This window comes from Pseudomonas glycinis (assembly GCF_054871425.1).
Window position 1 is genome coordinate 1 of sequence record NZ_JBTYHF010000011.1, and the last position, 17,661, is coordinate 17,661.

Consider the following 17,661-nt stretch of genomic DNA (forward strand, 5'->3'; position numbering starts at 1 on the left):
TGAAAACAACCGGATCGACTCCCTCTCCCTCGGGAGAGGGCTGGGGTGAGGGGCTACGGTCTTAAACCCTGCGAGCAATCACCAACACCACAAACAAAAAAACGGGCCTGCATCAGCAGGCCCGTTCTCCTTGTGTGACTTGTGAAATCAGCGCATCAACTGTTGATCGCTGCCTGTTCGTTCTCGTCGAATTCTTCCGCCAACAGCTTGTCGTTGGCTTTGCCGCTAAATGGCACTACAGCGGCGCGTGGTTTACCTCGCAGTTTGCCGAACAGATGATCCAGTGCGTGCTCGAGTTTTTCGGCAGCACCGTCGATCGCCTCTTCCAGCGAATCGGCTTTGTGGGTCACGGAAATCGGTTGGTGGCCTTTTGGCCGCGCTTCCAGTTGGCAGCGCAAGTCATGGGGACCTGGTTTTTCGCCGTTCTCGTCGCTCAGGTGGACTTCGACACGGGTCAGGTCTTCTTCATAACGGTCGAGCGTGCTCTCAATAGTTGTACGTACCCACTCCTCCAGTCGCTTACTGCTTTGAATATGGTTATCGCTGTTGACTTGGATTTGCATAGTTCATCCCTTATTTCAGCTAGCTCGCTGGAGGCCTTGAAGTGAATTTCCTGACCTCCTGGTTACAACAATCGGCCCGAGCGGCGAACATTTCAACCCCTGAAAAAAGAAAAATATTCATTCGCAAAAAAAGCCGGACAACCGAGCGAGGCGCTGTTAATGTCGGGAGTTGGGTCGACCCGCTCCGCAGAAAAATCTGCTCACATCTGCTGCTCGGTCAGCGGGTGCAAACTGCGAAAAATCCCTGCCTCCTCCACCAGCCAGTCGTGCACAGCGCGCACGCCCGGATGGCTCAACGCCCCCGGTGCATACAGCAGCACATAGCGTTTATGGTTGGGCACCGACAAGCCGAACGGCACGATCAAAGTGCCGCGCTCCAGCTCATCGTTGAGCAACGTGCGCCGGGCAATCGCCACGCCCATGCCAGCGATCGCCGCTTCGATGGTCAGGTGATTGCGATTGAATGTGTGGCCGCGTCGCACATCGGCGCCTTCGAAGCCGATCGCGTTCAGGTAGAACTCCCATTCCGCGTACTCGTAACTGCCACGCCAGGCGGTGATATCGTGCAGCAACGGGAAATGCATCAGATCCGCCGGCCCGTGCAACGGCGGTCGCCCGCGCAACAGGCTCGGCGCGCACACCGGGAAAATCTGCTCGTCGAGCAAGGCTGTGGATAACAATCCTGGGTAACTGCCATCGTTAAGGTCGATGGCCAGATCGAAATCGCCCTCATGCAGTGGCACGCTGCTGTCCTCGGCCACCAGGCGCAACTGGATATCCGGAAAGCGTTGCTGCAAGCGCGGCAGGCGCGGAGTCAGCCACTTGCCAAGAAACGACGGGATCGAGCGCAACCGCAGAGTCCCGCTGATCATCCCGGCGTCCAGCCGGCGCAATTCCGCATCGATGCTGCCATAGGCTTCATTGACGGTAATCGCCAGCCGCTGCCCCTGTGCACTCAACTCAACGCCGCGCGCGCGCCGATGAAACAGGCGAAAGCCCAGGCGCTCTTCCAATTGGCGAATCTGCTGGCTGACCGCGCCCGGGGTGATGTGCAGCTCTTCGGCACAACGGGTGAACGACAGGTGCCGCGCGGCACAGGCAAACACCTGCAGCCAGACATAGGTCTGGGCATGCAATTGACGACTCATTGTTTAGTCCTGCTAAAGGCTGTCTTAGGAGGTTTCGTTGGTCACCTCGAAGCGAGGCAGTCATTATCGCCGACATTGCGCTTGTCCGACAAAAAATGGCAGCGATTCCTACTCCATTGCTTGTAAGGGTTTAGCATGGCTATCAGTGTTTTCGATCTATTCAAAGTGGGCATCGGCCCGTCCAGTTCCCATACCGTCGGTCCGATGCGTGCAGCGGCGACCTTTGCCCAGGCTCTGATCGATCAGCATCTGCTCAATGATGTGCGACGCGTGCAGATCCGCCTGTACGGTTCGCTCTCGGCCACCGGCGTTGGCCACGCCACTGACCGCGCAACGGTCATGGGCCTGATGGGCGAGTGGCCGGACAGCATCGATCCTTCGACCATCGATCCACGCATCCAGCAACTGCGCGAAACCGGGCAACTGTCCCTCGCCGGTCAACGTTCAATTGCTTTTGACTGGCAGAGCGATCTGCTGCTGCTCGACGAGAGCCTGCCCTACCACCCCAATGCGATGTCGCTGAGCGCCTTTGGCGCAAGCGCCGAGCTGTTCACGCAAACCTATTACTCGGTGGGCGGCGGTTTCATCGTCGAAGCGGCTGAAGCCGAGTCTGGTGTGGCGCCAACCAGCGACGTGGTGTTGCCCTATGATTTTTCCAGCGCCGCCGAACTGCTCGCCCTGTGCAAACAACACAATCTGCGCGTGTCCGAACTGATGATGGCCAACGAGCGCGCCTGGCGCAGCGATACCGAAATCCGTCAGGGCCTGTTGCACATCTGGTCAGTGATGCGCGAGTGCGTCGAACAAGGTTTGCGCCACGAAGGCATCCTGCCCGGCGGTCTGAAAGTACCGCGCCGCGCAGCGAAACTGCACCGCAGCCTGTTGGAAATCGGCAAACCGAATGTGATCAGTTCGACCCTGTCGGCGATGGAATGGGTCAACCTGTTCGCCCTTGCCGTCAACGAAGAAAACGCAGCCGGCGGGCGCATGGTCACCGCGCCGACCAATGGTGCCGCCGGGATCATTCCGGCGGTTCTGCACTACTACATGAAATTCAATCCGGCTGCGTCTGACGATGATGTCGTCGCGTTTTTTCTCGCTGCAGCCGCCGTCGGCATTTTGTGCAAAAAAAACGCCTCCATCTCCGGCGCCGAAGTTGGCTGTCAGGGCGAAGTCGGTTCGGCTTGCGCCATGGCCGCTGCCGGCCTGGCCGACGTCCTCGGCGCGACACCGGAGCAACTGGAGAACGCTGCCGAAATCGGCCTGGAACACAACCTCGGCCTGACCTGCGATCCGGTCGGTGGTCTGGTGCAAGTGCCGTGCATCGAGCGCAATGCCATCGCGGCGGTGAAGGCGATCAACGCCACACAGATGGCTCTGCGCGGCGACGGCAATCACTTTATTTCCCTCGACCGGGTGATTCGCACCATGCGCGACACCGGGGCCGACATGCACGACAAATACAAGGAAACCTCGCGCGGCGGGCTGGCGGTGAACTGGGTGGAGTGCTGATTGGCCTGACTGCACTGTCAGCGATCATCATCTCATTCCTGCCCTGAAAACGCGCCACAAAAAACGGCGAGCCCCGAGGCTCGCCGTTTTTTTCGCCGCGTTTATTGTTCGACAATTTTTCCGGCATGCCCCTTGCTACATCACCCTTGAGGCAAACGGACATTGCAAACCTCAGCGAACGAGATGCCAGTGGTCTGGTGTTGCGAACCAAATCAGATCATGGCCGGTCAACAACTGCACGTTCAATCAGGCGGTGACGCATCATGGACAACCCATTTCAGATCATTACCGATGCTTTCGCGCCGGACTATCAGATCAATCTGAGCATTCAGGGCCTGGACGGCAGCATCATGCTGACCCTGTCCAACGCCGGCCGCATCGTGGCCAAGCGCATGATCAGCGCCGAACAGCGCAACGATCCCGAGCGTTTGAAACGGCTGGTACAAAGCATCCAGTTCGGCATCGCCATCGAACAGGGTCACAGCGCCATGTCGATTCTCGAAGCCATGACCAGCGGCGCCGGGCTGACCCCGCCACCGCCACGGGTCAAAGGCCAGCCCGGCCAGGCGGCGGGCCTTTAGAGCTCGCCCTTCTCCACTTCAGGATGTTCGCTGGAGCCCGTGCCGATCTTGCGCTGCGGGTTCTCGATCTTCACCGAAGGGAATTGCGACGAAGCGTAACGCACCACCAGGATCGCAAACGCCAGCAGCAAAATGCCGCCGCACAGGTAGATGATGCCCATGTCCGGCGGGTTGTGGTGCGAGACGTTGGAGATCAGCAGGCGCGTCAGTGCAGTGATCGCCACGTAGATCAGGAAGCGCACCGGCATGTGGTTGGTCTTGAAATAAATCCCGACCATCGCGCCCAGTTCCAGATAGATGAACAGCAACAGAATGTCATCGATCTTGATGTGCCCGACTTCGAGCATCCCGAGAAACTCCATCACCGCCGCCCACGCCGTCACCGCACCGATGGCGAACAGCGCCAGATAGTGGAAGGTTTCGACGAACAGGTTGCCCAGGGACTCGGCCAGTTGATGCACGTTACGCCGCAATTTCTCGGCCCAGTTTATTTTCACGATGAGTTTCCTTAGCCCGTTTCGGGCGGATGATGCGTATCGCACGTGACGGTTTTGCGCGCGCGCCTTGTTGCAACGGTTTTCATGCAGGTTCAGGGCCACGCATCATGGCGATCCGCTGCAAATCCCGCGCCGTGGCGTTTGGTCGCACCGCTAGAGTTTCTGTGGGAGCGAGCCTGCTCGCGGATAGCAGCCACACCGTCCCCTGACAAACGCCAAATCCGGTCTACATTGAAAAGCCACTACCCATGGCGCAGGGATTCGCTTATCCTTTTCGCTGTATATGGATACAGTAGTCGTCAAGACAACTTAACGTGAAGGCATGTGAGGTGGTGAATGGCCGTCGAAGTGGTATACCGCAGCAGCCGAGATCTGGAGCGCTTGTTCATGGATAAAGCCGAAGCTGATCGTCATGACAAAATGCTCGAACTGGCCGAATATCTGGCTGATGTGCTGCAAAAAGCCGTTCCGTCCCTGACCGAACAGCAAGTGGAAGAAGCCGGGATTTACATGGCGAAGAATCGTGATGTGTTCGCCCGGGCATTCAAGAGCCAGCCCGATGCGCTGTCGGAGCTGATCAATGCGCCGGCCGAGCCTGTCGAAAAAGCTGAAGCGGCAGAACCTGACGAGGCGCCGGCGAAGCCCGCCAAAGCAGCGAAAGCGCCGAAGTAATCAGAAAGATCGTCCGATCGCGGCCCGAGCCTTCGGCAGCTCCTGCATTCCGAATGTAGGAGCTGCCGAAGGCTGCGATCTTTTGCTTTCAGCGATACAAAACCTTTTCCGCCAACTCATCCGCCACCCGCGCCGGCGAACGTTTTTCCGCCTGAGCATGGGCGAAGACTTCGGTCAGCCGCGAACTGATTTTCGACAGATGCGCCGTAATCGTCGGCAACTCCTCGCCACGATGTTTAAGCGAAACGTAAATAAGCCCGCCGGCATTGATCACATAGTCCGGCGCATAAAGAATCCCGCGCCGTTCCAGTTGATCCGCCACATCCAGATGGGAAAGTTGATTGTTCGCCGAACCGGCCACAGCGGAACAGCGCAGTTGCGACACAGAGTGACTGTTGAGCACACCGCCCAACCCACAAGGCGCAAGAATGTCGCAAGGCGTGCTGAGCAATGCGTCGTTGGCGATCGGGTGAGCATTGAGCTGCTCCATCGCCAGTTGCACCTTGCCGTGGTCGATGTCACTGACCAGCAACTCGGCGCCGGCAGCGTGCAGTTGCTCGGCCAGTGCATAACCGACATTGCCAAGCCCCTGAATCGCGATGCGCAGGCCTTCGAGGTTGTCGCTGCCCAGACGCGCCATCGCCGTGGCGCGAATGCCGGTGAACACGCCCATGGCCGCGTGCGGTGCCGGATCGCCTGCCGAGGTGGTGCTGGTGACATGCCGGGTCTGCTGGGCAATGCAGTCCATGTCCGCCACTGAAGTGCCGCTGTCGATGGCGGTGATGTAGCGACCGTCGAGCTGCTCGATGCAACGGCCGAAAGCCTCGAATAATGCGGCGCGATTCTCGACATGGGCCGGGCGCACGATCACCGCCACCCCGCCGCCCTGCGCAAGGCCGGCCAGCGCCGCTTTGTAGCTCATGTTTTGCGCCAGGCGAATGGCGTCCTCGACCGCAGATTCGTCGTTGGGATAGGCAAGGTAACGGCAGCCGCCCAGGGCTGGCCCCAGGCGACTGTCATGAATGGCAATGACCGCCTTCAACCCGGTGACCGGGTCCACGCTCAAGTGCAGCGATTCCAGGCGAGTGCTTTGCATGAGAGCGAACATCGACAGGCTCCCGAATCACTTCTTGTAGAACGCCAGTATAGGCTTGCCCCTGAAAATTGCTGGCGCGCACCAGCATGAGCCGCCGAGCGGACAATGTTGCGCCGCTATAACTCGCGCTCAACGCGCCCGGCACTGGACGAACAACCCGGACGGGGCTAAAACGAGGCATTGGAGGGAGATTCAGATGAGTGCGCGCCAACGCTTTTTCGAATGCCTGCATCGTTCACCGCCGGCCCTGCTGGAAGCTGCGCTGTGGATAAGTGCCGAGCACGACAAAACCCTCGAGCCCGAGGCATGGTTGCGCACCTTCAAGGATCTGCAACTACGCGTCAGCTATGGGCTGCCGATGCTGCCGGTCAGCGAACTGGCGCAACCGCTGTTGCGGCGCATGGTCGATCTCGGTTTCGCACAGGATGATTTCCTGCCGCTGCGCCCGCAGGCGGCGCTGCTGCATCGTGTGTTGCACACCCAGCGCGGTCAGCCGCTGGCATTGGCGTTGATCGCACTGGAGCTGGCGCATGGCCTCGAGATTCCTTTGGTCGGGGTCAACTTCCCCGGGCATTTCCTGTTGCGGGTACCCGGCGCCGACCACTTGCTCGACCCTTGCGGCGGTCGACGCTTGTATCCCAACGACTGTCGCGAACTGTTGCAACGCCAATACGGGCCGAACATGCAGCTCAGCGCCGAGCATCTGCTGACGGCCACGCCAGTGCAGATGCTGCAGCGTCTGTCACGCAACCTGCGCCAATTGCATCTGACCCACGACGATCACATCGCCGCGCTGATCGACGCAGAACGAGTGCTCGAACTGGGTGATGCGAAGGCCTCTGATTACATGGCCCGGGCCAGTCTGTATCAACGGCTGGATTGCCCGAACGCTGAGCGCTTCGATCTGGAGCATGCGTTATTGCTCAGCGAAGACCCGATCCAGCGGCTGCGCCTGACCGAGCGCCTCGGCCATCTGCCGCCCAACTCCGTCGTGCATTGACCGCTTTTTGCAGGTTTGCCCCCATCCTTGAGGCCCACACAAACCTGTGTGGGAGCGAGCCTGCTCGCGAAAGCGGTGTGTCAGCTGAATGAAAGGCCACTGACACGCCGTCTTCGCGAGCAGGCTCGCTCCCACAGGAATTACGGGGTGTCTGGTTGATTGGCAGGATGCGCCTTGATAAACGCCGGATGTTCAGCCGCCAACGCAGCCACACGGCAAATCTTCGGATACGCCTCCAGGCTGACGTTGAACCGCTCTGCCGCATACAACTGCGGAATCAGATACACATCTGCCACGCACGGCCATTCGCCAAAACAGAAACCGCTGTCGCCGATCAACTGCTCCACCGTTGCCAGCCCTTGGCTGATCCAATGGCTGATCCACTCCACCACTTGCGCCTCATTCTGCCCCGCCTGGCGCAGGCGATTGAGCACGCTGACGTTGTGCAGTGGATGCACATCGCAGCCGATTACCGCCGCGACACCGCGCACCTGCCCGCGCGTCAGCAGATCATCCGGCAGCAACGGCACCTGTGGATAACGCTCTTCCAGATACTCGATGATCGCCGGCGATTGAATCAGCAGCGCGCCGTCATCAGTGCGCAAGGTTGGCACCCGGCCCTGGGGATTGAGCGCCAGATACGCCGGCTGCCGATGTTCCCCACCCGACGGTGCGATCAGGTTGATCGGCAGCGCCTGGTAATCGAGGCCCTTCAACGCCAGTGCGATTCGCACCCGGTACGATGAAGTGGAACGGTAATAGCCATAGAGATCCATAAGCCGCTCCTGTCAGCGTGCAGCGATCACGGTGCCGCGACATTCGCCGAAGCCGATCGAGGCAAAACCTTCGCGGGCACAGCGAGCGCGCAGGATGATTTCGTCACCGTCCTCAAGGAACTTGCGCACTTCGCCGGAAGCCAGTTCGATCGGTTTCTTACCGCCCTCAGTGATCTCCAGCAAGCTCCCAAACTGGCCGTTTTCCGGGCCGGACAAAGTGCCCGAACCAAACAGGTCGCCAGCCTGCAACTGGCAACCGTTGACGCTGTGGTGCGCGACCATTTGCGCGACGGTCCAGTACATGTAGCGGGTGTTGCTCAGGGTCAGGCGATGGGCGGGCAGGTTCTGCTCGCGCATGGTTTCGGTACGCAACAGCACTTCCAGTTCGATGTCGAAGGCACCGCCGTCCTGATCACGCTTGTCGAGCAGATACGGCAGCGGCTGCGGATCACCTTCAGGGCGCGCCGGTTGCGCCGTGCGGAATGGTTCCAGTGCTTCAGCCGTCACCACCCACGGCGAAACACTGGTAATGAAACTCTTCGACAGAAATGGCCCGAGCGGCTGGTATTCCCAGGCCTGGATATCCCGCGCCGACCAGTCGTTGAGCAGGCAGAAACCGGCGATGTGCTCGGCAGCGTCACCGATGGCAATCGGCTCGCCCATCTCATTGCCCTGGCCGATCCAGATGCCCAGCTCCAGTTCGTAATCCAGACGTGCGCATGGGCCGAATACCGGTTCGGTCTGCCCGGCCGGCAGCGTCTGGCCCTTCGGCCGGCGCACGTCGGTGCCGGACGCTCGCACCGTGGAAGCGCGACCGTGGTAACCGATCGGCACGTGCTTGTAGTTCGGCAACAGCGGGTTATCCGGACGGAACAGTTTGCCGACGTTCTGCGCATGCTCTATGCCGACGTAGAAGTCGGTGTAATCGCTGATTCGCGCCGGCAGGTGCATCTGGCAATCGGCAGCCAACGGCAAGAGTTTCGCGCCTTGCGCTTCGATGTTGCCACGCAGCGTGCTGCCTTCACTGAACAGTTCGATCAGGCGTTCGCGCAGGGCCACCCGCGCCTCACGACCGAGTTCAAAAAACGCGTTCAACTGCCCGCCCTGCATGGCTTCCACCGCACTGCGTGCGACACCGTCGAACAGACCGGCCTCAAGCGCCACCTGCAAATCGAAGATGTGCTCGCCGATCGCCACGCCTGCACGCGGCGCAGAACCCTTGAGGCTGAACACGCCCAGCGGCAGATTCTGCAACGGAAAATCGCTGTGACCGTTGGCCGAAGCGACCCAACTGCGGGTGATGGAATTCTGTGTCATGGGTTATCTCCGGGTCGGGTCGAACGTGGCGGGCAGCGAGGCCCAGCAAGCGTCATAACTGGATTGCAATTGAGGGCAGTCGAGGGCGAAACGGCTTGGGCGCAGCACCTGGCTGGTCTCGAACATGAAGGCCATGGTGTTATCGATTTTTGCAGGTGCAAGCTCGGCGTTGATCGCCCTGGTGCAGGTCTCGCCGTCCGGGCCGTGGGCGCTCATGCAGCTGTGCAACGAAGCGCCGCCGGGCACGAAGCCTTCAGCCTTGGCGTCGTATTCGCCCTGGATCAGGCCCATGAATTCGTTCATCAGGTTGCGGTGGAACCACGGTGGCCGGAAGGTGTTTTCGGCGACCATCCAGCGCGGCGGGAAGATCACGAAATCGAGGTTGGCCAGACCGTGCACGCTGGTCGGCGAGGTCAGTACGGTGAAGATCGAAGGATCCGGATGATCGAAACTCACCGTGCCAATGGTGTTGAAACGGCGCAGGTCGTATTTGTACGGCACGTTGTTGCCGTGCCAGGCGACCACATTGAGGGGTGAGTGATTGAGTTCGGTGGCCCACAACTGGCCAAGGAATTTCTGCACCAGAGTCGTCGGTTGCTGGAGGTTTTCGTAGGCGGCGACCGGGGTAAGGAAATCCCGTGGATTGGCCAGACCGTTGCTACCGATCGGCCCCAGATCCGGCAGGCGCAGCGGCGCGCCATGGTTCTCGGCGAGGTAGCCGCGTGCCTGTGGATCGAGCAGCTCGACGCGAAACTTCAGGCCACGCGGTAGCACGACGATTTCCAGCGGCGCCACCTCGAGTACGCCCAGTTCGGTGGCGATACGCAGGCGACCGAGTTGCGGCACCAGCAGCATTTCACCGTCAGCGTTGAAGAACACCCGCTCCATCGAACGGTTGGCGGTGTAGTTATAAATGCTGATGCCGGACGGTTTCTCGGCGCCGGCGTTGGCCGCCATGCTGACCAGGCCATCGATGAAATCCGTCGGTTCGGTAGGCAGCTCCAGTGGATTCCAGCGCAGGCGATTGGGCGTCACTTCACCCAACGGTCCGCCGGCCAGTTGCCGTTCCAGTTTGACGAACGCCGGGTGGTTGGCCGATGGCTGAATCCGGTACATCCAGGTGCGGCGCGCTTCGCTGCGCGGCATGGTGAACGCGGTGCCGGAGAACAATTCGGTATACAGGCCATACGGGGCTTTTTGCGGGGAATTCTGGCCAACGGGCAGCGCGCCGGGCAACGCTTCGGTGCTGAATTCGTTGCCGAAGCCGGACTGGTAAACCAGGTCCTGCGCGGTTGAATCGAGGTTCATGGAGCCTCCTGAACAGGGAGTCGGCAATGGCCCATCGCTCTGGCTCAGAGGTCTCGGCACGCCGGGGTTGTTATTATCGTAATCTGATTACGCATAACGTAATTTGCTCGCTATCCAGCGTCAAGCTATAAAGACGCCCATTCGAACCGGAACCGCCAGCCCCATGGAAAAAACCAGCGACAGCAACGGCAAACAGAAAGTCCGCTCCGCCGAGGTCGGCACCGACATCCTCAAGGCTTTGGCCGAGTTGTCACCGTCGACTTCGCTGTCGCGTCTGGCCGAACACGTGCAGATGCCGGCGAGCAAGGTGCATCGCTATCTGCAGGCGTTGATTGCTTCGGGATTTGCCGAACAGAACGCCGCCACCAACCATTACGGCCTCGGTCGCGAAGCGCTGCGGGTGGGCCTGGCCGCACTCAACAGCATGGACGTGCTGAAAGTCGCCGCCCTGCCGCTGTCCGAGTTGCGCGACGAACTCAACGAAACCTGCTTTCTCGCGGTGTGGGGCAATCAGGGCGCAACCGTGGTGCATATCGAACCGGCGGTGCGCGCGGTGACGGTGGTGACGCAATTGGGTTCGGTGCTGCCGCTGCTCAGCTCGTCCACCGGGCTGGTGTTCAGCGCTTACCTGCCGCACCGGGAAACCGATGAATTGCGCGAGCAGGAAATCGCTGTCGCGGAGCATCCGCTCAAGGATGAAACAGCCTATGCAGCGCTGTGTGAACAGATCCGCGAACGCGGTCTGCATCACGTGCATGGTTTGTTGATGCCGGGTGTGGATGCGCTTTCTGCGCCAGTGTTCAACGCGGTCGGGCAGATCGCTGCGGTGCTGACCATCGTCGGCCCGACCTCGTTGTTCCACGCCGACGAAAACGGCCCGGCGGCGCAGCGGTTGTTGGCTGCGACGCGGGCCGTGAGTTGGCGCATGGGTTACGAAAGTTAAGTAATGCTTATGTGCGCTCGAAACGACTCAACGCACCGTGGTCTTGCTCAATGCGCTGTCACCCTCTTGCATCAGTGACTTGAAGAAACCGATCAGCTCATCGGCGGGGTCTTCATGGCCGGTGTAATACGTGACGAGTTCCGCGACCGTGCGGGCGTCTTCAAACAGACTTAGAAACGAGCGTTGCGCACGGGTAAGTTCTTTAACCGGCGCCCCCGCCGCTGCAGCCTGACCCAATGTCAGCAATCCGCTCAATACATCCTGCACATGCCCCAGCGCGGCGGAATAATCACCCCGTCGGTGCGACTGCGACGCGTCGTAGATGCTTTTCATCACCTGCACAGCCACCACCACAGTGCCTACGGGTGGCACCACCAGGCTGACGATGTTTGCGGCCTTCAACAGGTTTTCATAAACCAGGGCGGCAATTATTTCATTGAGACTGGTGGTCCGTTCGTCGATGTCACTCAATACACGGCGCACTCGCTCGTCGTGGAAAGTGAACAGATCGGGCAGTAACGAACGCTGCTGCGTGCGAATGACCGGTCGGGTATCAACCGTTGCGACCAGATTATCGAAGTAATCATTGATCACTTTCTGGTCAATCAGCAGTATCCGCTCGCTGTAGTAGGTCCTGAACGGGCCTTTGCGAAAACGAATCGAAGGAATGAAATCAGCGATCGGCCGGAAGCTGACTTGATCCGGCGCGTCAGGCGTATAGAGCAAGTCGAAGAAACCTGACGATAACTTCAGTCGAAAAATATAAACGCCGCCAACTGTACGGTCACCGGCAGCCGTCAGACCCAGCGTGCCGATGTTGAATTTATACAGCCCGATGTCGCCTTCGGAGACGCTATTGACGATTGATGGATAGCCGCCACCTTCTTTCAGATTGTCGATAATCCGTTCGACAGCAGAGAAAGATTCAGTGGTTAATCTGCCGTTGGTATAGTCGGCAAATGCATTGCGGTACATCTCACAGCGGATTTTCCGGGCGTGTACAGCGCGTTTGAATGAGTAATCAGGATGCGCCTTGTTCTGATATTGCTCTTTCAGCATCGCGGTATATCTGTCGCCGGGTCGGAATGTTTTCGACAGCGAGGAAAGGTCGCGGATGTCCAGTTTTTCAACGATGGGATGGCCGTTGACCAAATAGTATTTCGGGCTGAATTTCGTTTCGTAGGCTGGATGCGCCGCTTCAAAAGCGAGTCCTTCAAGCAAAACGTCGGTAACGCTCTTACGAAAGTCTTCGGTTTGCACAATGATCTGGTCGGGATTGACCGAAACGTAACTGCCACGCGAACGCAAAATGTCTTCGATCTGAGCTTTCACCGAGTCGTAAGTGAATTGCTCGAATGTCGGAAAACCATTGTCTCGCGCCTCAACCATGGACAGTGCCTTGAATTCGGTGCTCAGACGCGAATAGCGCTTGCGGCCCTCGAAGCCAAGCGCGCGATAACCGGCCGGTGCAATGGCTTTGTGCAGGGCAACTTCGGCGCGGTAGGCGACATTCGCGTAGTCCGCCAAGGGTGCTTTGGGATTCAGGCCGAGATCAACCGGTCGGCTATCGAGCGTATAGCGATAGCTCAGTTGTGTACGAGCGCTGCCGAGCAACTCACCCGCTTCGTGCAGATAGTCCGGATGGATCAGCAATGCAGCGTATTCACGATCAGCGGACAATGCCGACTCCAGCCAGCGGTTTGCCGCGTAGATATCGGCAAATTTATGCAGTTCGAATTCACCGGCAGCCGTTTTGATCAACATCAGCGACGGTACATACTCTCGGGCCGAAATGATCAGGACCTCTTTCAACGCCGGCACCTGGGATCGGATTCGCATTCCCTGAACCGTCACCGCAGGATCATTGGCCATGGCCCGCGCGATAATATTGGCATCAGTGGAATCCAGTTTCCCGGAGTGACGAGCAACAAAAGCCGCGAACTCCATCTGACTGCAGAGATAGTTGCGATAAGCCTCCTGGTAAGCCACCGAGGGCGAGTATGCAAGACTGCCGGTAAATTCCAGTCGCAGGTTACGATTTTCCAGCCACTGTTCAAGCGCTACTGCCGTCAGCCGACTTCCGGCAGGAGCGCCGATGATAGTCAGAGCCGCTTTATAACCAGTGTCGTGCAGCCCGAAAACAATAAACTCCGTCAGCGTCCGGGTTTCTTCCTGTTCGATAGTACGCCCGGCAATTTGCAGACTGTACGAGCTATGGACACTTATCGATTCCGGATCCAGTTGTTCACCAAGTACCCTGTCCGCCCATTCGGCGAATGTGCGCACTACATAATCCTTGAATGAAAAACATGCATCGAAGGTGTTTGAGTAGACAGCCTGGTATTGATCCCGCGACTCTTCAAGCTCGCTATAGCGCTGTTGCATATCGCTACCCGCGGCATGCAGCCATAGCGGCCAGTCGGTGCGTTTCAATGCAGCCCAAAGCAGATAGAAGCGGGTTTCGATGCCGTAACGCAGCACATGCAGGCCTTGATTGTCCTGCAGCATGGAAGTCAGCGGTTTTGCCAGTTGTTCCTGGCCGCCGATCAAGAGTGAAACACTTTCAAGCTGACCTTTGAGGTGAGCCTCGGCACAAAACGCATGAGGACTTTGCGCAGCTTTCAGATACCTGATCTGGTCTCCACCCAGGGACAGTCGCTGCTGAAGTTTGCTATGCAGATCGATATTTTTTTCAAAAAATTCAAAGCCGTTCTCCGGCGTATGCAGGAGATAAGAGGTTGACTCATTCACCAGCGGCATTTCTGCATCCGCACGCTCGGCGTTGTCCAGAACGAAACAAGGCTGAAGCGACAGCAGGTAATCCCGTTCAGGTTGCAGCCTGACTTCAAACGCTGCGCGACCGCCATCTGCGTCGAGCAGATGAGCGAATCGCTCGCCCAACCAGGCGTCAAAATTGTTGGCCATGACCGACAGCGAAAGCTCTGCACTGGTGACCACGGCGCAGGCTTCGATGAAAGCCTGCTTATTGGACAACGGTGCCGTGTCCGGTCTCATGGACCTGACTGGCGCCGCCCAGAACTTTGCGATCTCGGTTTGCAATGTCTTTTGCAACCCGGTGGTCACCGCAGCAATCAGATCCTCGACAATAAGGACATTGAGAGCATTGACCTTGAACTGCTCATTCCGCGTGTCCGGCAGAGAATAAACCCCATCACCGCCCATTATGTAAGCGGGGCTGACATTATTATCAAGACAATGAACAGTCACTTCCCAAAGAGTGCCAGAAGGACGACTTCCATTATCGGGAAAAGCCGAGTCCGTATTGATGTAAACATTGTCAATATCGATTGTCTTGCCCAAACGCTTCAATTCACTGTCAAGCATGCTGCGAAGAATATCCAGCACGCTCGGCATGGCGTCGACGATCTTGAATAGATCTTCCTTTGCCTGGATTGCCTTTTCCCACTCTTCAGGCCAGGTAACTTGCTCACCCAAAGAACCACGCATCAGACTTTTATATAACTTGACCACATCTTTTCCTTACTTGACTATCCAGAGCTGCGAACACAGCCGCTGTAGATAGCTGCAAGGTAGTTTCTTTTCCAGGCAACTTGAAGGGCGAACAATTTACAAAACATGCCAACAAACACATGCAATCTTTTGTACTGCAAAACTTCATAATCTAAATCAGTATCCCCATCAACTTTGCTTTTGCCACCGCTTGAGTTCTGCGCTCCACACCCAACTTTCCATTAATACGTCGCGCATGGGTTTTTACTGTATGCAATGAAATAAACAGTTGTTCGGCAACCTGCTGATTCGAAGCACCTTGAGCAATCAATGTCAGCACTTCGCGCTCGCGTCGACTGAGGCCCGGGGCATGATCAGCGTTATCGCTCAGCCAGACAGGAATCTGCTTGCCAGACGCCGTGCCGGCGCTGCCTCGGCGTAATTCCCACTCGCGCATGGCTTGCTGCAACCGGCAGCGCTCCGCCAGCATTGCGGCTCGCTGGAAAGCTTGCTGCGCCGCCACCGTGTCACCGTGCAATTCGGCCAACTGGGCGAAGGCCAGCAGCAACTCCGTTTCCGCCGCCAACATGCCTTTGGCCTGAGCGCGTTTCAGCAATCGTTCAATGGTGGGCAGAGCGGTTTCGTCAGGGATCGATTGCGCATTCGCGCAGGCCAGCAGGTATTCGATGCGAATAATCAGTTCGAACGTCGCGGGTGGCGCCTGCAACGCAGAAGGTCCCCGGTAATGCCGTAACAGTCGGCTCAACGCTTCTTGCACAAGATGCGGTCGGCCCTGCTGCAACCAGAACTGGCTGCTGACCTGCAACACAACACCGCGATAGACCGTATCGGGAATCTGCCGCTGCTGCATGACCCTTTCGGCCTCGCGCAGGCGCTCGAAAGCGCAGGCATAATCGCCGCGATTGCCGGCCAGTTGCGCCTGCCCGAGGTAGCCGTACAAGACTCGTTTGTCTGCACTGCGCAGGCAATCTTCAAGACCCTGGCTGAACAACTGCGCAGCCTGCTCTTCAAGGCCCATGCACAGCGCCAGTCGTCCGCGTCGCAAGGCGATACGGCCGAGCAGCGGCGTGGGCACCATGCTGCGCTGACGCAGCAAGTGCTCGATCTCCACCAGCAGGCTTTCCGCACGCAAAGGCGCGCCTCGCTGCTCGAGCCATTGCGCATGGTCAAGCTCAAGCAAGCCTTCGAACAGCAACGAGCCGTGAGCCCGCGCCAGGCACAGCGCCTCGCGGTTGAGGGCATGGGCCTGATCGAGCTCACCGCACAGCAACGCCTGCTGGGTCAGTCCCGACAAGCACATCACACGGGCCTGCCAGGCATCGTCAGCCAGTGCAGACAACGCCTCCTGAAAGCAGGCGCGTGCCGGCTCCATTTGCCCTTGCAGGTGAAACAGCCATCCCTGTTGCGCCTGCCAGCGGGCCAGCAGCTGCTGCTCCAGTTGCGCTGTCGGCTGCGGCATGAAGCGGCCGAGATGAGCCAGGCATTGCCCGGCCTGTTCGAACCGGCCGGCAAACAATAAGGCGCCCGTGACCAGCACGATCAGCTGGGGTGTCATCAGGGTCAGCTGCTGGCTTTGCTGCTCGTGCAAACGCAACAGCAGGACGACCGTCTGGTCTTCGAACAAGTCTTCGAAGCTGAAATGCTGCAACAGGCTGACGGCAGTTTCGTATTCCTCGGCCAACAACGCTTGTTCGAACGCCGCTCGCCAATCCTGCGTCGCGCTGAACCACTGACAGGCGCGCCGGTGCCAAGAACGCGCGCACGGCCAATGCGATTCCTGGATGATTCGCGACAGCGGGCGGAACACCTGGAGCCAGTCAGCGGACGCTTGCCAAGGCTCGATGAAGCAGCCCAGCACTTGCAGATCACGCAGCAACTGAGCGCCTTCGCCAGGGCCGAACAAATGCTCGCATAACGGCGCGTTGAACCGTGGCAGATGAGCCAGCACACGCCATGCCTCGTCCTGCTCCGGGGTCAGGTTGCTGAACAGTTCGTGCTGCAGATAATCGAGCAGAGTGTCGACACGCTGCTGCGGCTGCAGGTTTTGCGACCAGTCGCACTTTTGCAGGAGCGCCATGCGCGCCCCCGCGCACCAGCCGCCGGTACGCTGGATGATACGGGCAGCGACACGCTCGGCCTGGTCTGGCGGCAAATGGTGCAGCACCGATACCACTTCATCGTGAGTCAGCGCCAGGCTGGCGCTTTCGAATTCGTAGAGTTCGTCATCGAGCAACAGCCGCGGCCAGTTGCACTGCGGCCGGCGCCGAGTGCTGATCCACCAGGTGAGCGCCGGGCTGCTGACCGCCAGCAAGCGATCCAGCAGAGTATCCATTGCCGGATCCGGCAGACGACTGTAATCGTCCACAAACAGCGAAGTCGGCCTCGACCAATGGGCCAGTTCCGCCATCAGTTGCGTATCGTCAAGGCCTTCGACCAGCCCGAGCGCCCGCGTCAGACGCTGGCAGAATTCTTCGCTGCTGAGCGCCGCGCCCGCCAGCGGCAGCCAGATGGCCTCGCACTCTGCACGCACCTGAAGAAGACATTCGGTGAGCAGTGCGGTTTTGCCACTGCCTGCGGGCGCGCACAACAGCTTCACCCGCGCGCTGGATGCCAGCAAAGGTGTGCTCAAACGGCTGCGAGGTTGATGATGCGAAGAAAGCCTGGGCAAAAATCCGGGTCGATCCAGGCACGGGGTCATGGCGGTCATCGGGTGAGCCTTCTTATCGTTGTGCGCTCACCCTAGCCCTCTCCCGCGC

At 58.9% G+C, this 17,661-nt stretch carries 13 protein-coding genes and 1 pseudogene; 5 read left to right on the forward strand and 9 right to left on the reverse strand.

Annotated features, from left to right (window positions below):
• Positions 1–155: 155 nt before the first annotated feature.
• Positions 156–563, reverse strand: coding sequence for an HPF/RaiA family ribosome-associated protein (locus ACYSTU_RS23685; RefSeq protein ID WP_499001931.1), 408 nt, complete (start codon positions 561–563; stop codon positions 156–158).
• 200 nt (positions 564–763) lie between these two features.
• Positions 764–1,711 (reverse strand): LysR substrate-binding domain-containing protein, encoded by a 948-nt coding sequence (locus ACYSTU_RS23690; RefSeq protein WP_499001933.1) that lies wholly within the window; start codon positions 1,709–1,711, stop codon positions 764–766.
• Positions 1,712–1,846: 135 nt separating this feature from the next.
• On the opposite strand from ACYSTU_RS23690, the gene ACYSTU_RS23695 reads away from it, so the two are divergent.
• Positions 1,847–3,223 carry an L-serine ammonia-lyase gene (locus ACYSTU_RS23695; protein ID WP_499001936.1) on the forward strand — a complete coding sequence of 459 codons (1,377 nt, stop codon included), beginning with the start codon at positions 1,847–1,849 and terminating at the stop codon, positions 3,221–3,223.
• Between the two features lie 263 nt (positions 3,224–3,486).
• Positions 3,487–3,804, forward strand: a complete 318-nt coding sequence (locus tag ACYSTU_RS23700) for a DUF3509 domain-containing protein (RefSeq protein ID WP_016771632.1) — start codon at positions 3,487–3,489, stop codon at positions 3,802–3,804.
• Here ACYSTU_RS23700 and ACYSTU_RS23705 read toward each other — a convergent pair.
• Positions 3,801–4,301: a phosphate-starvation-inducible protein PsiE gene (locus ACYSTU_RS23705; RefSeq protein ID WP_016771633.1), complete on the reverse strand. Its 501-nt coding sequence runs from the start codon at positions 4,299–4,301 to the stop codon at positions 3,801–3,803. The two genes, ACYSTU_RS23700 and ACYSTU_RS23705, sit on opposite strands and share 4 nt — an antisense overlap.
• Positions 4,302–4,637: 336 nt before the next feature.
• Between ACYSTU_RS23705 and ACYSTU_RS23710 the strand changes: the two are divergent.
• Positions 4,638–4,892, forward strand: a pseudogene (locus ACYSTU_RS23710) (YebG family protein); the annotation flags it as partial.
• A gap of 169 nt (positions 4,893–5,061) precedes the next feature.
• Here the strand turns inward: ACYSTU_RS23710 and ACYSTU_RS23715 are convergent.
• Entirely contained in the window at positions 5,062–6,081 is a 1,020-nt protein-coding gene (locus ACYSTU_RS23715) for a Glu/Leu/Phe/Val dehydrogenase family protein (RefSeq protein ID WP_016771635.1), read from the reverse strand.
• Between the two features lie 184 nt (positions 6,082–6,265).
• Here ACYSTU_RS23715 and ACYSTU_RS23720 point away from each other — a divergent pair, with 184 nt between their 5' ends.
• The gene (locus ACYSTU_RS23720) at positions 6,266–7,069 is read left to right on the forward strand and encodes a SirB1 family protein (RefSeq protein WP_024011653.1); all 804 of its coding nucleotides are present in this window, start codon (positions 6,266–6,268) and stop codon (positions 7,067–7,069) included.
• A gap of 140 nt (positions 7,070–7,209) precedes the next feature.
• Here ACYSTU_RS23720 and maiA read toward each other — a convergent pair whose 3' ends face one another.
• From maiA to hmgA, 3 genes are read right to left on the reverse strand one after another with little or no spacing between them, the layout of a single operon-like run.
• Positions 7,210–7,845 (reverse strand): maleylacetoacetate isomerase, encoded by a 636-nt coding sequence (maiA, locus tag ACYSTU_RS23725; protein ID WP_136491971.1) that lies wholly within the window; start codon positions 7,843–7,845, stop codon positions 7,210–7,212.
• Between the two features lie 12 nt (positions 7,846–7,857).
• On the reverse strand, positions 7,858–9,162 hold the full coding sequence (gene fahA, locus ACYSTU_RS23730) for a fumarylacetoacetase (protein WP_136491970.1): 1,305 nt from the start codon (positions 9,160–9,162) through the stop codon (positions 7,858–7,860).
• Between the two features lie 3 nt (positions 9,163–9,165).
• A complete protein-coding gene (hmgA, locus tag ACYSTU_RS23735; RefSeq protein ID WP_122750886.1) occupies positions 9,166–10,470 on the reverse strand; it encodes a homogentisate 1,2-dioxygenase in 1,305 nt (434 codons plus the stop codon).
• A gap of 163 nt (positions 10,471–10,633) precedes the next feature.
• Here hmgA and ACYSTU_RS23740 point away from each other — a divergent pair, with 163 nt between their 5' ends.
• Positions 10,634–11,413, forward strand: a complete 780-nt coding sequence (locus ACYSTU_RS23740; protein ID WP_024011648.1) for an IclR family transcriptional regulator — start codon at positions 10,634–10,636, stop codon at positions 11,411–11,413.
• A gap of 27 nt (positions 11,414–11,440) precedes the next feature.
• Here the strand turns inward: ACYSTU_RS23740 and ACYSTU_RS23745 are convergent, their stop codons facing one another.
• Entirely contained in the window at positions 11,441–14,905 is a 3,465-nt protein-coding gene (locus ACYSTU_RS23745) for a dermonecrotic toxin domain-containing protein (RefSeq protein WP_499001943.1), read from the reverse strand.
• 151 nt (positions 14,906–15,056) lie between these two features.
• Positions 15,057–17,612, reverse strand: a complete 2,556-nt coding sequence (locus tag ACYSTU_RS23750) for a LuxR C-terminal-related transcriptional regulator (protein WP_499001946.1) — start codon at positions 17,610–17,612, stop codon at positions 15,057–15,059.
• Between the last annotated feature and the right edge of the window lie 49 nt (positions 17,613–17,661).